The organism is Pseudomonas sp. B21-017, assembly GCF_024749245.1.
Taxonomy (GTDB): domain Bacteria; phylum Pseudomonadota; class Gammaproteobacteria; order Pseudomonadales; family Pseudomonadaceae; genus Aquipseudomonas.
In genome coordinates this window covers 4,999,367-5,014,393 of record NZ_CP087194.1, presented here as the reverse complement: position 1 = coordinate 5,014,393, position 15,027 = coordinate 4,999,367, and the positions used below count along the sequence as shown (strand labels likewise).

General features: G+C 60.4%; 18 protein-coding genes. 11 read left to right on the top strand and 7 right to left on the bottom strand.

Annotation, left to right across the window (positions count from 1 at the left end):
* Positions 1 to 43: 43 nt before the first annotated feature.
* From LOY28_RS22585 to LOY28_RS22565, 5 genes are all read left to right on the top strand, one after another.
* The gene (locus LOY28_RS22585; RefSeq protein ID WP_258612572.1) at positions 44 to 1,693 is read left to right on the top strand and encodes a phosphoethanolamine transferase; all 1,650 of its coding nucleotides are present in this window, start codon (positions 44 to 46) and stop codon (positions 1,691 to 1,693) included.
* A 73-nt stretch (positions 1,694 to 1,766) separates the two neighbouring features.
* The gene (locus LOY28_RS22580) at positions 1,767 to 2,429 is read left to right on the top strand and encodes a class I SAM-dependent methyltransferase (protein WP_086944842.1); all 663 of its coding nucleotides are present in this window, start codon (positions 1,767 to 1,769) and stop codon (positions 2,427 to 2,429) included.
* Between the two features lie 117 nt (positions 2,430 to 2,546).
* Positions 2,547 to 3,680: a ribonuclease D gene (gene rnd / locus LOY28_RS22575; protein WP_064619698.1), complete on the top strand. Its 1,134-nt coding sequence runs from the start codon at positions 2,547 to 2,549 to the stop codon at positions 3,678 to 3,680.
* Complete coding sequence (locus tag LOY28_RS22570) at positions 3,677 to 3,970, top strand: YcgL domain-containing protein (RefSeq protein WP_019580824.1); 294 nt, start codon at positions 3,677 to 3,679, stop codon at positions 3,968 to 3,970. Before rnd ends, LOY28_RS22570 begins: the two co-directional genes overlap by 4 nt.
* A gap of 119 nt (positions 3,971 to 4,089) precedes the next feature.
* Positions 4,090 to 5,022 (top strand): D-2-hydroxyacid dehydrogenase, encoded by a 933-nt coding sequence (locus LOY28_RS22565; RefSeq protein ID WP_018926763.1) that lies wholly within the window; start codon positions 4,090 to 4,092, stop codon positions 5,020 to 5,022.
* 91 nt (positions 5,023 to 5,113) lie between these two features.
* On the opposite strand, the gene LOY28_RS22560 is transcribed toward LOY28_RS22565, so the two are convergent.
* On the bottom strand, positions 5,114 to 5,707 hold the full coding sequence (locus LOY28_RS22560) for a nitroreductase family protein (RefSeq protein WP_007942200.1): 594 nt from the start codon (positions 5,705 to 5,707) through the stop codon (positions 5,114 to 5,116).
* A gap of 275 nt (positions 5,708 to 5,982) precedes the next feature.
* On the opposite strand from LOY28_RS22560, the gene LOY28_RS22555 reads away from it, so the two are divergent.
* Positions 5,983 to 6,432 carry a YcgN family cysteine cluster protein gene (locus LOY28_RS22555; protein ID WP_007942199.1) on the top strand — a complete coding sequence of 150 codons (450 nt, stop codon included), beginning with the start codon at positions 5,983 to 5,985 and terminating at the stop codon, positions 6,430 to 6,432.
* 159 nt (positions 6,433 to 6,591) lie between these two features.
* Positions 6,592 to 7,821 carry a hypothetical protein gene (locus LOY28_RS22550; RefSeq protein WP_086944844.1) on the top strand — a complete coding sequence of 410 codons (1,230 nt, stop codon included), beginning with the start codon at positions 6,592 to 6,594 and terminating at the stop codon, positions 7,819 to 7,821.
* A 61-nt stretch (positions 7,822 to 7,882) separates the two neighbouring features.
* On the opposite strand, the gene LOY28_RS22545 is transcribed toward LOY28_RS22550, so the two are convergent.
* From LOY28_RS22545 to LOY28_RS22530, 4 genes are all read right to left on the bottom strand, one after another.
* A complete protein-coding gene (locus LOY28_RS22545; protein WP_018926761.1) occupies positions 7,883 to 8,260 on the bottom strand; it encodes a DUF2892 domain-containing protein in 378 nt (125 codons plus the stop codon).
* An 80-nt stretch (positions 8,261 to 8,340) separates the two neighbouring features.
* Positions 8,341 to 8,811, bottom strand: coding sequence for an RNA methyltransferase (locus LOY28_RS22540; RefSeq protein ID WP_007942196.1), 471 nt, complete (start codon positions 8,809 to 8,811; stop codon positions 8,341 to 8,343).
* 107 nt (positions 8,812 to 8,918) lie between these two features.
* Complete coding sequence (locus LOY28_RS22535; protein WP_007942195.1) at positions 8,919 to 9,293, bottom strand: YajD family HNH nuclease; 375 nt, start codon at positions 9,291 to 9,293, stop codon at positions 8,919 to 8,921.
* Between the two features lie 49 nt (positions 9,294 to 9,342).
* On the bottom strand, positions 9,343 to 10,029 hold the full coding sequence (locus LOY28_RS22530; protein WP_018926760.1) for a spermidine synthase: 687 nt from the start codon (positions 10,027 to 10,029) through the stop codon (positions 9,343 to 9,345).
* A 95-nt stretch (positions 10,030 to 10,124) separates the two neighbouring features.
* Here LOY28_RS22530 and LOY28_RS22525 point away from each other — a divergent pair, with 95 nt between their 5' ends.
* Positions 10,125 to 10,409, top strand: a complete 285-nt coding sequence (locus LOY28_RS22525; protein ID WP_018926759.1) for a hypothetical protein — start codon at positions 10,125 to 10,127, stop codon at positions 10,407 to 10,409.
* 3 nt (positions 10,410 to 10,412) lie between these two features.
* Here the strand turns inward: LOY28_RS22525 and LOY28_RS22520 are convergent, their stop codons facing one another.
* Positions 10,413 to 10,886 carry a cyclic nucleotide-binding domain-containing protein gene (locus LOY28_RS22520; protein ID WP_018926758.1) on the bottom strand — a complete coding sequence of 158 codons (474 nt, stop codon included), beginning with the start codon at positions 10,884 to 10,886 and terminating at the stop codon, positions 10,413 to 10,415.
* Positions 10,887 to 10,972: 86 nt separating this feature from the next.
* Positions 10,973 to 13,027 (bottom strand): S9 family peptidase, encoded by a 2,055-nt coding sequence (locus tag LOY28_RS22515; RefSeq protein ID WP_064619681.1) that lies wholly within the window; start codon positions 13,025 to 13,027, stop codon positions 10,973 to 10,975.
* Positions 13,028 to 13,129: 102 nt separating this feature from the next.
* On the opposite strand from LOY28_RS22515, the gene LOY28_RS22510 reads away from it, so the two are divergent.
* From LOY28_RS22510 to LOY28_RS22500, 3 genes are read left to right on the top strand one after another with little or no spacing between them, the layout of a single operon-like run.
* Positions 13,130 to 13,627 carry a hypothetical protein gene (locus LOY28_RS22510; protein WP_026286473.1) on the top strand — a complete coding sequence of 166 codons (498 nt, stop codon included), beginning with the start codon at positions 13,130 to 13,132 and terminating at the stop codon, positions 13,625 to 13,627.
* Between the two features lie 32 nt (positions 13,628 to 13,659).
* Positions 13,660 to 14,436 carry a class II glutamine amidotransferase gene (locus LOY28_RS22505; RefSeq protein ID WP_018926755.1) on the top strand — a complete coding sequence of 259 codons (777 nt, stop codon included), beginning with the start codon at positions 13,660 to 13,662 and terminating at the stop codon, positions 14,434 to 14,436.
* Between the two features lie 14 nt (positions 14,437 to 14,450).
* Complete coding sequence (locus tag LOY28_RS22500) at positions 14,451 to 14,993, top strand: DUF2937 family protein (RefSeq protein ID WP_018926754.1); 543 nt, start codon at positions 14,451 to 14,453, stop codon at positions 14,991 to 14,993.
* Positions 14,994 to 15,027 lie beyond the last annotated feature (34 nt).

Genomic DNA, 15,027 nt, shown 5'->3' with positions numbered 1-15,027 from the left:
TCACATTTGCCGCGGGCACTTCTTTTCAGGAACAGCCGATCACATGTTGAAGTTCAAAGCCGTGCGCCCCGAATGGGTGACGTTGGTTTCCAGTGCCTTTCTATTGGCAGGGTTCAATTTAGTTCTCTGGCAACACCTCTTCGATATCACCGCAGCAGACGGTCAAGGCATCGTCATGCGTGTCGCGTTCGGGCTGATGATCCTGGCGGCCTTCAACATTGTGCTGACCTTGCTGGCATTCCGACCCGTGATGAAACCCGTGTTGACGCTGATCTTTCTGATCAGTGCCGGTGTGGCGTACTTCATGAGCCAATATGGCGTGCTGATCGACGCCGGTATGTTGCGTAACTTCGCCGAAACCAATGCCACGGAAGTACGCGACTTACTCTCGCTAAAACTGTTTGTTTATATCGTGCTGCTCGGCGTCTTGCCGTCGTGGTTGTTGTGGAAAATCCCGGTTAATTATCGTCGCTGGCACCGTGAGTTATTAAGTAAAGTGCTGGTGAGTGTCGCGTCGGTTGCGGTGATCGGCGGTGTCGCATTGGTCAACTATCAAGGCCTGTCGTCGTTGTTTCGCAATCACCATGAATTGCGTCTGATGGTGGTGCCGAGCAACTACATCGGTGCCTCGTTCGGTTATCTGCGTGAGCAAGTGGTGTCTGCACGGCAACCTTTCGCCAAACTGGGTGAAGATGCCCAGAAAAAACCGGCCTGGCAGGCCCACGACCGTAAATCCCTGACGGTACTGGTGGTGGGCGAAAGTGCCCGGGCCGAGAACTTCGGCATCCTGGGTTATGACCGCGACACCACGCCGAAACTGAGTAAGGAATCCGGCCTGATTGCCTTCACCGATGTGCATTCGTGCGGGACGGAAACGGCGGTGTCGGTGCCCTGCATGTTCTCCAACATGGGGCGCAAGGATTACGACGCCAGCAAGGCGAAGAACCAGGAAGGCCTGCTGGACGTGCTCAAGCGTGCCGGTCTCGAGGTGATCTGGCGCGATAACCAGTCGGGCTGCAAAGGCACCTGCGATCGGGTCACTGTCGATGACGTGAGTGACCTGAAAGACCCTGTGCTGTGCGCCAACAGCGAGTGCCGCGATGAAATTCTCCTGCAAGGCATGCAGCACTTCATCGACACGCTGAATAAAGACACCGTGCTGGTCCTGCACCAAATGGGCAGTCACGGTCCGGAATACTTCAAGCGCTACCCGAAAGAATACGAACACTTCACACCTGTGTGTGAAAGCAATGCGCTGAACAATTGCAGCCGCGAAAGCATCGTCAATGGCTACGACAATACGCTGGTGTATACCGACCACGTGCTGTCGACCCTGATCGATCTGTTGCGCAGCAACCAGGGCAAAGTCGATACCGCGATGCTGTATCTGTCGGACCACGGCGAGTCGCTGGGCGAATACAACCTGTTCCTGCATGGCACGCCTTACATGCTCGCACCGGAACAACAGAAACATGTAGCGATGCTGGCGTGGTTCTCCGACAGCTATCAAAAGTCGTTCTCGGTGGACACCCATTGCCTGCAACTGAGTCGTGAAAAACCCTTGAGCCAGGACAACCTGTTCCATTCGATGCTCGGTCTGTTGGAGGTCAACAGCACGGTCTACAACCCGGGTCTGGATATGTTCGCCGGATGCCGCGGCGCAATGGGCGACGGTGTGCTGGCCAAAAAATGAGCGAATCGAGCTTTTTTTTACGTAACGACCGCTAATCTGCGGCGCCTGGAACATCCAACAAGAGCCATTACACATGTCCGCGCAGCCCCCATCCGCCTTCGAGCTTGAGTTCGCCCGGCGCTACGATCAGGAACACGCCCGCGTCTGTAAACAGCCGCGACCGCGCGGCCTGGCGGGGCGTTTGACGTTCTGGCGCGAAGAGCAATTGGTGCGTAACGCGCTTCAGGTCGCTGGCGAACCGGGATTGATTCTTGATGTGGCCTGCGGGGTCGGGCGTTTCTGGCCAGTTCTGGCCGAGCATGCGAACCGGGTGATTCTCGCGACCGATCCGTCTCAGGACATGCTCGATCACGCCAGCACCCACCATCCGCAGAACCTGCTGAAACGGATCAAGACCTTTCAGAGTTCTGCCTTCACCATCGGCTTGTCGGCGAATGCGGTTGACTGCATTTTTTGCCTGCAACTGTTTCAACGCATCGCCTGTCCCGAGCATCGATTGGCCATGCTGGGCGAGTTCCACCGGGTCAGTCGCGATACCGTGATTGTGGCGGTGCGGGTTGATGGGCGTTTCAAGCTCGAGCGTTCGGACGTGGAGGGCGCACAGGCCCAGCCACAGGCCAGCAAGGCCGAGCTTGAGGCCGAGTTCAGGCAAGCGGGTTTCTGCTTGCTCAGTCATCAGGACTTGGTACCGGGTTGCACGCGGATGCGGGTCTACGTGTTGCGTAAGGACAGCTAGCCTTTCAGACAATTCTTGCTGTCCGGCAGGTATTTTCGCTAAAGCTCTTGTTCAGTGGATGCGCGGAAATCGCCGGGGGCGATATATACTGCGCGCCATTCTTCAAGGGAGAGCCGTGTGGCCATCGATATTCACTGGATTCGCGACAACGATAGCCTCGGTCAATTTTGCACCGAGTGGCAGCAGCTGCCATTCGTTGCCCTCGACACCGAATTCATGCGGGTCGACACCTTTTACCCGATCGCAGGTCTGCTGCAGATCGGCGATGGCGTACGTGCTTACCTGATTGACCCACTGACCATCGACAACTGGCAGCCCCTGGCCGCGTTGCTGGAAAACCCGGCCGTGGTCAAGGTCGTGCATGCGTGCAGCGAAGACCTCGAAGTCCTGCTGCGTCTGACCGGCAGTCTGCCGGCGCCGCTGTTCGACACCCAACTGGCCGCTGCTTACCTGAACCTGGGTTTCTCCATGGGCTATTCGCGGCTGGTGCAGGACGTGCTCGGCATCGACCTGCCCAAGGGCGAGACCCGTTCCGACTGGCTGCAACGTCCACTGTCCGAGACTCAGATCAGCTACGCCGCCGAAGATGCCGTGCATCTGGCGGAGGTTTTTGTACAGCTGCGTCCGAAGCTTTCTGACGAAAAATACGCGTGGGTCCTGGAAGATGGTGCCGAGCTGGTCGCCAATCTGCGGCGCGAGGTCGACCCGTACGAGGTCTATCGCGACGCCAAACTGGCCTGGAAGCTGTCCCGCGCCCAGCTCGCCGTGTTGCGTGAACTCTGCGCCTGGCGCGAGCGTGAAGCCCGCGCCCGTGATCTGCCGCGCAACCGCATTATCCGTGAACATTCACTGTGGCCGTTGGCACGCACCCAACCGGACAACCTCGGCGCACTGGCGAAAATCGAAGACATGCACCCGCGCACCGTGCGTCAGGACGGCGAATTTCTGCTTGATCTGATCAAGCGCTCTGGCAGTGTGTCGCCTGATCAGTGGCCGCCAGCGGTGCCGGAGCCATTGCCGGTAGAAGCCGCCGCGCTGGTCAAACAGCTGCGTGCCATCGGCCAGGCCGAAGCCGAGCGCCTGAACATCGCGCCGGAGCTGATGCTGCGCAAGAAAACCCTGGAAGCGCTGCTCAAGAGCGGCTTCCCCAATGGTCCTTACCAATTGCCTGATTCGCTGCGTGGCTGGCGCCGCGAATTGATGGGCCAGGCGCTGCTCGACAGCCTGGCCACCGCCGGAGAACAGCCTTGAAACGTATTTGCTCGATTTATCGAAGCTCGAAGAAAAGCGGGATGTACCTCTATGTGCTCAAAAGTGATGCACTGGAGCGCGTGCCTGAACCCCTGATGGCGGCTTTCGGCAAAGCCATCCACGCTTTCGACCTGGTGTTGACCCCCGAGCGCAAGCTGTCGCGCGAAGATATTGCTGTAGTACTGGAGAACCTCGACAAGCAGGGCTACCACCTGCAAATGCCACCGGCCGAGGATGAATACATCGAACACTTGCCGGAAGAATTGCTGCGCCGCAACGACCCGATGTAATCGGCAGACAGGCTCTATTCAGAGCCTTATGAAACACTGGAATGATTTTGGCGATGGCCGTGACGATGGAGTGATCCTCTGTCGGCGGTCGTCTGCACTGCTTTTGAAAGGTTTGAAACATGCGCGTTCTGATTGCTGAACACGACCACCCTGTGTATGCCCAACTGTTGCGTCAGGCAGCGCCTGATCTGGAAGTATTGACCAGCGGCGACTCCGCCGAACTGGCCCGTCAGGCCGCCGACTGTCAGGTTTGGCTCGGTCAGCCGGACCTGCTGGCGACGCTGTTGCGTCAGGGCCACACGCCTGCATGGTTGCAGTCGACCTGGGCCGGTATCACGCCGCTGCTGGCCGATGGCTTGCCACGGCACTATCGGCTGACTCGCGCGGTAGGGATTTTTGGTCAGGTCATGGCTGAATACGTGCTGACTTACATGCTCGGCCACGAGCGCGAAGTGTTGGCGCGGCTGGTCAGCCAGGTCGAGCGCAAATGGGACAATCGCCAGGGTCAAAGCCTGGCTGGACGAAAGGTGCTGATTGTCGGCACCGGTGATATCGGTCAGACAGTGGCGCAGTTTCTGCTGCCGTTTGGCGTCGAGTTATACGGCATCGCCAGCACTGCCCGGGAGCAGGCGCCCTTTGTCGAAGTCGGCGCGCTGAGCGATTTGCCGCGCCTGGTCGGTGAGGTGGATTACGTGATCAATCTGCTGCCGAATACCCCCAATACGCACGACCTGTATGACGCTGCCCTGTTCAAGCAGTTCAAGGCGACGGGGTTGTTCATCAACGTCGGACGCGGCGTTGCGGTGGTCGATGCGGATCTGGTGGAAGCCTTGAAGGAAGGGCATCTGGCCGGGGCTGTGATCGACGTCTGCCGTCAGGAACCACTGCCGCAACGTCATCCGTTCTGGACCGCGTGGGGCCTGCTGCTGACCGGCCACAGCTCGGCACCGACCTCGCCACCGGCGATGGTGAAGCTGTTTGTCGAGAACCTGCGGGCGTATCAGGCGGGTGAAGCGTTGCGTGGGGAAGTGGATTTCGCGCGCGGGTATTGAGGCGCAGCTGAAAAGGTCGCAGCCTGCGGCAGCTCCTACAGGGCTTTGTGAACACCTGTAGGGAGCTGCCGCAGGCTGCGATCTTTTGTTTTTACAGGGTGAAATTACCTTCAGCCGCCAACTCGCTCAGCGGACGACGCGGGCTTGGCTCTTCACGTGCTTGCAGGTACTCGGCCAGTGTCGCCTTGTCGCCCAGCTTGCCGATCGCCACGGCGGCGTGCAGCGCGTAGCCTTCAGGAATGTTCAGCTCCTTGCGGGTCAGCTCCTGATCGAAACCGGCCATGCCGTGGGTGTGCCAGCCGCTGATGCTCGCTTGCAACGCCAGGTGGCCCCAGGCGGAACCTGTGTCGAAGGTGTGCCACAGCGCCGGGGTTTCTTCGCTGGCGCCAGGTGCCACGAAGGTGGTTTTCGAGATCACGATCACCAGTGCCGAGGCGTGCTGCGCCCAGCTGCGGTTGAACTCGTTCAGCAGGCCCAGGTAACGCTCCCAGTTCGGCGTGTCGCGACGCGCATAGAGAAACCGCCAAGGCTGCGAGTTGTACGCCGATGGTGCCCAGCGGGCGGCTTCGAAGAAGCTCAGCAGGGTCTCTTCGGGAATGGTTTCACCGGTGAAGGCGCGGGGCGACCAGCGATCGGTGAACTGAGGGTGAATGGCGTAATCGGCAACGCGTGGATTAGCACTCATCAAGAGATTCCTTTACGTTTGAAAGTGGGGGTCGTCGAAAAACCGGCGGGTACATTTGAGCTGAGCGCCAGTTTTTTTTGAGCCAGCAGTTCACCTGAATGCAACGCGGTTGAGCGTTAATGGCACTTGGGGAGGGCTCCTTGCGACTGGCAAAGCTACTGGGTGGCGCAAAAACTGACAAGTGCCGTCGTACCGGCAGTCGCCAATGCTTGGCCCGCCGATGCCTTGGCACTAGACTGGCGGCCTTTTCACCACCTGATGTTGATGCTTGAGCCATGGCCGCCAAAGTCGAACCGTTCTGGATACGCAAAACCCTCGATCAACTCGATCAAGAGGAATGGGAATCGCTGTGCGACGGCTGTGGCCTGTGCTGCCTGCAAAAGCTCGAGGATGAAGACGACAACGCCGTCTACTACACGCGTATCGCCTGCAAACTGCTGGACCTCAAAACCTGTCAGTGCACCGATTACCCCAACCGTCGCGACTTTGTGCCCGACTGCATCCAGCTCACGCCGGGCAAGGCCGATGAGTTCAAATGGTTGCCGCCGACCTGTGGTTATCGACTGGTCAGCGAAGGCAAGGACCTGCCGCTCTGGCATCACCTGGTGTGCGGTGATCGTGATGCGGTGCATCACGAACGTATTTCCCAGTCCGGGCGCATGCTCGCCGAAGGCAGCGTGGCCGAAGACGATTGGGAAGATCATCTGATTTTTCGCGCGGGTTAATTCCCGATGCCATTTAGTCTGTGGCGAGGGAGCTTGCTCCCGCTTGACCGGGCTGGCGCTCCAGTGCGCAGCACTCACAAAATCGGTGGTGATCACAAGAATTTTGGGCCGCTACGCAGCCCGGCGCGAGCAAGCTCGCTCGCCACAATAGGAGTGTGTATGGCGGTGGGAGTGCTCCGGGCGTTGGCTGTCGGGCTGCTGGCCCTGAGTTCGCCCGTGTGGGCGGCGAAGAAAGTCGATCTGGATTATCACGTGCGCCTGTTGCCGCAAAGCGATCAGGCCGAAGTGCGCCTGACCCTGGCCCAAGGCTCGGCAGTGCGCAGTCTGGATTTCGACTTGGGCGACGGCAGTCACTACAGTGATTTCAAGGCCGACGGCCAATGGCAGCTCACACCGGGCACGCAGGTCCGTGGTGTCTGGCGCCCGGCCGCCGACAAGGCCAGCCTGACCTACCGCGTGCGCATCAGCCACGGGCGCAAGAGCGGCAGCTTCGATACACGCATGACGCCAACGTGGGCGCTGATGCGTGGCGATGACCTGGTGCCCGCAGCGAAACTCGATCAGCAGGACGGTATCGAGTTGGTGTCACGCCTGGAATTCGAATTGCCCACCGGTTGGAAAAGCGTCGAAACCGCCTGGCCGCGGATCGGCAAAAACAAGTTCCGCATCGATAACGTCTCGCGCCTGTTCGACCGTCCCACTGGCTGGATGCTCGCCGGTAACCTCGGCAGCCGTCGCACGCGGTTGGGGGAAACCGAAGTCACCGTGGCCTCGCCCCAAGGCCAGGGGATGCGCCGCATGGATGTGCTGACGCTGCTGACGTTCGTGTGGCCGCAAGTGCAGGAAGTTTTTCCGCGTCACCCCAGCAAATTGCTGATCGTCGGCGCCAATGACCCGATGTGGCGTGGCAGCCTGGCCGCGCGGGAATCGATCTATCTCAATAGCCGCCTGCCGCTGGTCAGCGAAAGCGGCACCAGTACCTTGATGCGTGAATTGGCTCAGGTGTTCGGGCGGATCAACGACAGCCAGCGCAGCGGCTGGATCAGCGAAGGGTTTGCCGAGTATTACGCCATCGAACTGGTGCGCCGTGCGGGCGGCATGAGTGATGAGCGGTATGAGAGCCTGCAGAGCAAGTTGGCCAAGGCCAGCCAGAAGGTCACCACCTTGCGCGGGGAGCAGATCAACCCGGCGCAGGTGGCCAAAGCGGTGGTGTTGCTGCAGGAACTGGATCGCGAGATTCGCCTGAAGACCCGCAACAAGCGTTCGCTGGATGATGTATTGCGTGGGGCGATGCGTTTGGAGAGTGTCGATACCAAGGAATTCGTTCAGCTCAGTGAGAGCGTTATTGGCGAGTCTTCCAAGGTGCTTGATACCGGGTTGCTTCAGTAATACCGCCTTCGCGGGCAAGTCGGGTCGCGAAGAGGCCCTGAGCCTCACCGCAAATGCCGGATCAAACCCCGGCTTTCGGCGACTTCAAAGAATCATTCCCGGTCACGGTGGCGGTTTTGGTCGCCGCCTCGGCATTGGCCTTCAACCGACTCAACTCTTCCCCGGCACGCTCAATCCTGGCCCGAGCGTTTACCATGTCCTGACGGCTCTTTTCCAGAAAGCTTTTCGCCGAACTGTGCCCGGTAATACCCCGCGCCATCGCTACGCCGCCAATGGCCACTTGAATCAACCCGAACACACCACCGCGCCGCAGGCCTTTGCCGACCATCACCACGCCGCCGGCCAGGGAACCGATGCGCTCCCAACCCTGGACGTTCTGCGCGGGCTGAGTCTGGAACGGGGTGGATTCGATGCGCTCTACGCGTTTGAGGTCGCTCATGATCTGTCTCCAGGCTTCAAGAATGGATAATTAAGCTGACTGCCGAGGCGGTCGGCTCGTTCCATCGGATGTGCGGTGATTCAGCGGAATTTCGGGCCTGAGCGGGTGTTGTTGCCCTTGGCCATGCGGTCGTACAGCACCACGTTGACCGTGGCCGCCAGGTTCATGCAGCCGGTGGTCGGGATATAGACCACGTCTTCGCACCAGTCGCGGATCTCTTTATCCAGTGAACCGTCTTCGGGGCCGAAGATGTAGAGGGCGCGATCCGGGTGCGTGTATTCCGGCAGCGAGCGGGCGCCGTCGACCAGTTCTACCGCGACCGGTACACAGCCCAGCGGCAGGATTTTCTTCAGGTCATCGATGCCGATCAGCGGAATGTCGTAGTGGACTTTCTTGGTGTCGGTGACGAAGTCGGCGGCGCGCTCATAGCGCTTGCCGGTGTAAAACACCGACGCCACGCCATAGCAACCGGCGGCGCGCATCACCGAACCGACGTTCTCCGGTGATTTGGGGTTATACAAACCAATGCAGCTGTACCGTTTGTCTGCCACGAGCGGGGTGCCTTCGGGAAAAAAGCGCGATTATACGGGGATTGGGGGAGGGGTGTTCAGTTTGGAGATGATCGTACCCACGGAGCGTGGGAACGATCAGCAGACCTTCAGTCTTCTTTCTTCATCAGTCCGGCCAACGCCGCAAACGGGTTATGCGTCGCCTTGGCAATCTTTGGCGTACTCAGCGAGCCTTCGTCGAAATACTGCTGATCGGTGTAACGCGAATGCTCGTTGTCATGGCAATACAGGCACAACAGCTCCCAGTTCGAGCCGTCCTGCGGGTTGTTGTCGTGGTTGTGGTCGCGGTGGTGCACGGTCAGTTCGCTCAGGCGTTTGCCGGAGAACTCACGGGCGCAGCGGCCGCACACGTGCGGGTACATCTTCAGGGCCTTGTCGCGGTAACCCATTTCCTTGTCGCGCTGGTTGTCGGCGAGGATGCGGTCCAACTTTGAGGTGTTGGTTGGAGGCGTTGACGAACTCATGGGTTCACCTTTGTAAAAGACTAATGACGGTTATGTGTTGAAGTTTAGCCTAGCCCTTGAGCTTCTCGGCAATCCAGATGGTGTGGCGGGTGCCTTTGTTGCCGTGGGCGAAGACCTGCACTTCTTCGGCCTTGAAGCCGGCCTTTTTCAGCTTGTCGGAAAACTGCCGGTCAGCGCTGGCCGACCATACCGCCAGCACGCCCTTGGGTCGCAGGGCCTTGGCGCAGGCGCTCAGGCCACCGGCGGAGTAGAGCCAGCTATTGGCTTTCTGGGTCAGGCCTTCGGGACCGTTGTCGACGTCGAGCATGATTGCGTCGAAACCCTGCGGCTCGGCTTGCAGCACCTTGGCCACGTCTTCCATGCGGATCACCGTACGCGGGTCGAGCAATGGGTTGCCGGCTTTTTCCCCCAACGGCCCACGGTTCCACTCCACCACGCCGGGCACCAGTTCGGCGACCACCACTTCAGCGGTCTTGCCCAAATGCTTGAGCGCCGAGGCGAGGGTGAAGCCCATGCCCAGGCCGCCGATCAATACCCGCGAATTCGGCCGGCCGGCGACCTTGCGGCAGGGGATTTGCGCCAGGGCATCTTCGGAGCCGTGCATGCGGGTGTTCATCAACTGCCCGCCATCGCCGCCCTGAATCTTGATGACGAAGTCCTCGCCGTATTCGAACAGGCACAGGGCACCGCCGTTTTCAGGAATGGGGGTGGTGTCGAGCAGAACGAAACGTTTCATGGGGCTCTCTTGAGGAGAAAATGACAGGCGGAAGAAGGCAAACGAGCGCAGTTGGGAGTAGCCTGCAATAGACCACAAGGCCAACGGAGCCATTGATGAAGCGCATCATTCTAACGGCCATTGCCTTGGCCGCGCTCTCGATAACTGCAGTGCAGGCCCAGGAGCAGCAAACCATCCCTACCGGCCCCACGCCGATACCCGGTTCGCCCGGCACTGCCACGCCGACGCCGTACCCGCAGATTACCCCGACCACAGTGCCCAAGACCGGCAACGGTGGGCCACCGTTGTTGCCGCCGATCGAAATGCCCAACCCGCCCAAGGACCAGACCTTGCCGGGCCTTGAGCCGAGCACGACGAAAATCAAAACGCCGGGCGGATAGTGTCTAAATCTGCTGCGAGAGCAGTTGCCCGTCGGCCATGCGCAAGCGTTTGGAGAGGGAGACGGCGAGGGCGCGGATGATCTTGGCGGCGATTTTCGGCGCTTCGTTGAGCATCTTTTCCAGGGAGTCCTTGCCCAGGTTGAGCAACTGGCAGTTGCTCGCGGCCACACAACTGGCTGAGCGCCGTTCGCCGTCGAGCACGGCCATTTCGCCGAACGCCCGACCGCTGCGCAAGGTGGCCATGGTCACCGGTTGCCCTTCGCTGTTGGTCTTCTGCACCGCAACTTGGCCGGTGTGGATGATGCACATGAAACTGCCGGCATCGCCCTCATGGAAGATCTCTTCGCCTTCGGCGATGGTGCTGATGCTGAAGTAACCTGAAGCCGCCACGAAGTCGGCCGGCAGCAGTTGATCGAACAGGCCGCAGTCCATCAGCCAGTCGCGAATTTCTTTGTTCAGTAAGGTCGGTTCTGACATGTCGTCACGGTCTTTTTCTTGTGTCTGTTGCTGTTCCAGGCGCGCCCGGCGTCTGGTGTTAAGACCGGGACGCCGGGCCAAGTTCCTCAGGCAATGCCCAAAACCTTCAAAACAAATGCGTATTCGAGGGCTACGTCACGTAATCCCTGGTAGCGACCGCTCATCCCACCATGCCCGGCGCCCAATTCAGTCTTGAGCAGCAGGGGATTGGTGTCGGTTTTGGTCGCGCGCAATTTCGCCACCCACTTGGCCGCTTCCCAGTACTGCACGCGACTGTCGTTGTAGCCGGCGATCACCAGCGTTGCCGGATAGGCTTGCGCGGTGACGTTTTCATACGGGGCGTAGGCCTTGATCCGATCATAGACGTCTGGCTCTTGCGGGTTGCCCCATTCGTCGTATTCGGTGACGGTCAGCGGCAACTCCGGGTCGAGCATGGTGTTGAGCACGTCGACGAACGGCACTTCGGCTATTGCCGCACCGAACAGCTCCGGCCGCTGATTGAGCACCGCGCCGATCAGCAGGCCACCGGCGCTGCCGCCACTGATTGCCAGCTGCGATGAGGTGGTGAAACCGTTGGCGATCAGGTGTTCGGCGCAGGCGATGAAGTCGCTGAAAGTGTTGTGCTTGTGTTCCTGCTTGCCGGCGCGATACCAGGCTTCACCCAATTCACCGCCGCCGCGAACATGCGCGATGGCAAACGCCATGCCGCGATCCAGCAGGCTCAGGCGGGCGTGGGAGAACCACGGGTCGAGGCTTTCGCCGTAAGCGCCATATCCGTACAGATAAAGTGGCGTCGGTTTACCGAGGAACTCGCGTTTGACCACCAGGCTGATCGGCACTTGTGTACCGTCCGGCGCCGTCGCCCAAAGCCGCTGGCTGACGTACGCGTCGGCGTCGAACGGGCCGAGCACCGGGGTTTCCTTGAGGACTTTCTGCTCGCCGGTGGCCAGGATCAGTTGACGGATTTGCGCCGGACGGTTCAAGGCCTCGTAGCGCAGACGGATTCTGTCGCTGACAAATTCCAGGCTGTTCTGCACATGCAGGCTGTAGGCCGCGTCCGGTAATTGCACGCGATACGGCGCCAGGCCTTGTGGGCGGACTTCAATGATCGGCAGGCCGCCTTCACGCAGGCTCAAGGTCATGGCCTCGGCGTTCAGGCTCATGCCATCGATCATCACCGCGTCGCTGTGGGGGATCAGGTTCTGCCAGTCGGCTTCGGTCGGCGCGACGCCGGTGTCGGCGGCCTGGTACAGGGCGAAGTTGATGCCGTCGCGGTTGGTGCGGATCAACCACGTCCACTCGCCATCGAGTTTGCCGTGGTCGACATCGTACTCATGGTCTTCGACCCGTGGTGCCAGGCAGGTAAAGGCCTGATGGGGCAGCGAGGCGTCGAGCACCCAGACTTCGCTGGTGGTCTTGCTGCCCAGCGACAGCAGCAATTGCCGTTCGGAACTTGAGCGGTAGCAATGCAGGAAGAATCGGCCGTCCGGTTCATGGAACACTTCTTCGGCGGCGGTGCCGTCCAGCCGATAGCGGAACAGTTTGTGCGGGCGATGGGTGTCGTCGAGTTCACCGAAGAACAGCGTCAGGCTGTCATTGGCCCAGGTCATGCTGCCGTCGCAGTCCTGGAATTCCAGTTCGCTGACGCGGCCGCTGGACAACTCCTTCACGAACAGCGTGTAAACCTCCTCGCCACTGGAATCGATGCTGTAGGCCAGGCGCTGGTGGTCCGGGCTGACGCTGAACGCGCCCAGGGAAAAGAAACCGCCCTTGGCCAGCACGTTCGGATCGAGTAGCAGGAGTTCCTGGCTTTCGTCGATGTGCAGGCTGCCATCGGTCGGAAGTGGGCAGCGGTAATGACGGGCGTATTCGTCGCCGGCCGTGGTGCGGGTGTAATACAGGTACGGGCCCCAGGGCGAGGGCAGCGACAGATCGGTTTCGAGAATCCGCCCCTTGATCTCTTCGAACAGGATTTCGCGCAGCCCGGCCTGATCGGCGGTTTGCGCCTCCTGATAGCGGTTTTCAGCTTTCAAGTAATCAAGCACTGCGTCGGTGTCGCGCTCCTGCAGCCAGGCATACGGGTCATCGCCGTCGGCCTTGTGGGCAATGGGCGCGTCGGAAACGTTGGCGGATAGGGGCATGAAGGACTCTCGAACGTTGTACGAAATTGGGGGATCGCAGACGGCGGGGCAGCCTGAAGTGCGAAAAGTCGTTACTATAAGCGCCTCTTTGCCTGCCTTGCCATGGACACCATGACCGAGAACGACTATCTGATCGCTTGGGGCCTCTACGCCTTTGCCGCTTTAGGCTGCCTGTTGGTGTGGATGCGCATCACCCGCTGGATGTGGCGTTGGCTGCGTGAGCCGCTGCGGCTGCTGATGGCAGTGTTGCTGTTCAGCCCGACCATCATTGACCCGGTGAAGGAAAAGGTCGCCCCGGCCATTGCCATTACTGTGCTGGATCTGCTGTTCAAGGTCGGCAACAACGCCTGGCGGGCGATTTCCGACCTGTTCATGTACAGCATGATTGCCTTCGGCCTTTACCTGGTTCTCGTGGCGATCCGTTTCCCGATCGAGCGCGCATCCAAGGCTCGCAAGGAGCGGGCAGAGGCGGCCAAGGCTGCGGCGCGCACCGACGAACCCGAAGGCGATCAACCGTTCGGCGGTGCCGGCGATGATCGTTACGGTCGGCCACCGGTGCCGAGCAACCCGCAGCGACTGCGGGTCGAGCCGCGTCTGTAACTGTGCCCCTGCATTGAATCGAGAGTCCGAGCATGTGTGAGTTATTGGGCATGAGCGCCAATGTCCCGACCGATATCGTGTTCAGCTTCACCGGGCTGATGCAGCGCGGCGGCCGCACCGGACCGCACCGTGACGGTTGGGGCATCGCTTTCTATGAAGGCCGTGGCCTGCGCCTGTTTCAGGACCCGGCGGCGAGCAGCGAGTCGGAAGTGGCGAACCTGGTGCAGCGCTATCCGATCAAGAGCGAAGTGGTGATCGGCCACATCCGCCAGGCCAATGTCGGCAAGGTCTGCCTGTCCAACACCCATCCGTTTGTGCGCGAGTTGTGGGGTCGCAACTGGTGTTTCGCCCACAACGGCCAGTTGGCCGACTTCAACCCGACCGCCAGTTTCTACCGCCCCGTCGGCGATACCGACAGCGAAGCGGCATTCTGCGATTTGCTCAACCGGGTGCGTGCTGCGTTCCCTGAGCCGGTAGAGATCGAAGAACTGCTGCCGGACCTGGTGGCCGCTTGTGCCGAGTACCGCAGCAAAGGCGTGTTCAACTGCTTGCTCAGCGACGGCGACTGGCTGTTCTGCTACTGCTCGACCAAACTGGCGCAAATCACTCGCCGTGCCCCGTTCGGCCCGGCACGCTTGAAGGACGTCGATGTGATCGTCGACTTCCAGGCCGAAACCACGCCCAACGACGTGGTTACGGTGATCGCCACCGAACCCTTGACCGAAAACGAAACCTGGACCCGCTACGAACCGGGCCAATGGAGCCTCTGGCGACGCGGTGAATGCGTCAGCCAGGGCAATACCGAATAAGGATCTCTCCCCCCATGTTGCTCAGTTATCTACGGCTGGTGTTGTTTGCGGCAGGCCTGTTGATCGGCGTCCAGGTGCCTGGGTTCATCAGTGACTATGCCAAGCGGGTCGAGGCGCATCTGATCGAGGCGCAGAGCGGTTTGAGCGGTTTTCAGGGCACTGCCAATCAGTTTTTCAAGGGCGACATGCAGGCGTTGGTGGCCCATTACCGTGCCAGCGAAGACCCGATCTTTCGCAGCGATGCCGACAGCCTGAGCGCCTTGCTCACCCGTCAACTGGCCCTCGACAAGCAATTCCAGGCCATGCAGGGCCCGTGGTACATCCGCTTCCTGCAAGTGGTGCTGGCGGCCGACCCGGATATTCGCAAGGAAACCTGGAACGGCTACAGCTACCAGATCCTGCTGACGCCGGAAGCGATGATCTGGGGCATGAGCGGCGCGTTGCTGCTGTCGTTCGGCATTGAATGCCTGTTCCGACTGATCGACTGGGTGGTGCTGGGCGGCAAGCGCCTGCGCCAGAGCCGGCCGATCGAAGAGCGGGATTTGCGCGGGTTGTAACACTGGAGCCGACTTGCCGGCGATTGCCGCGAGA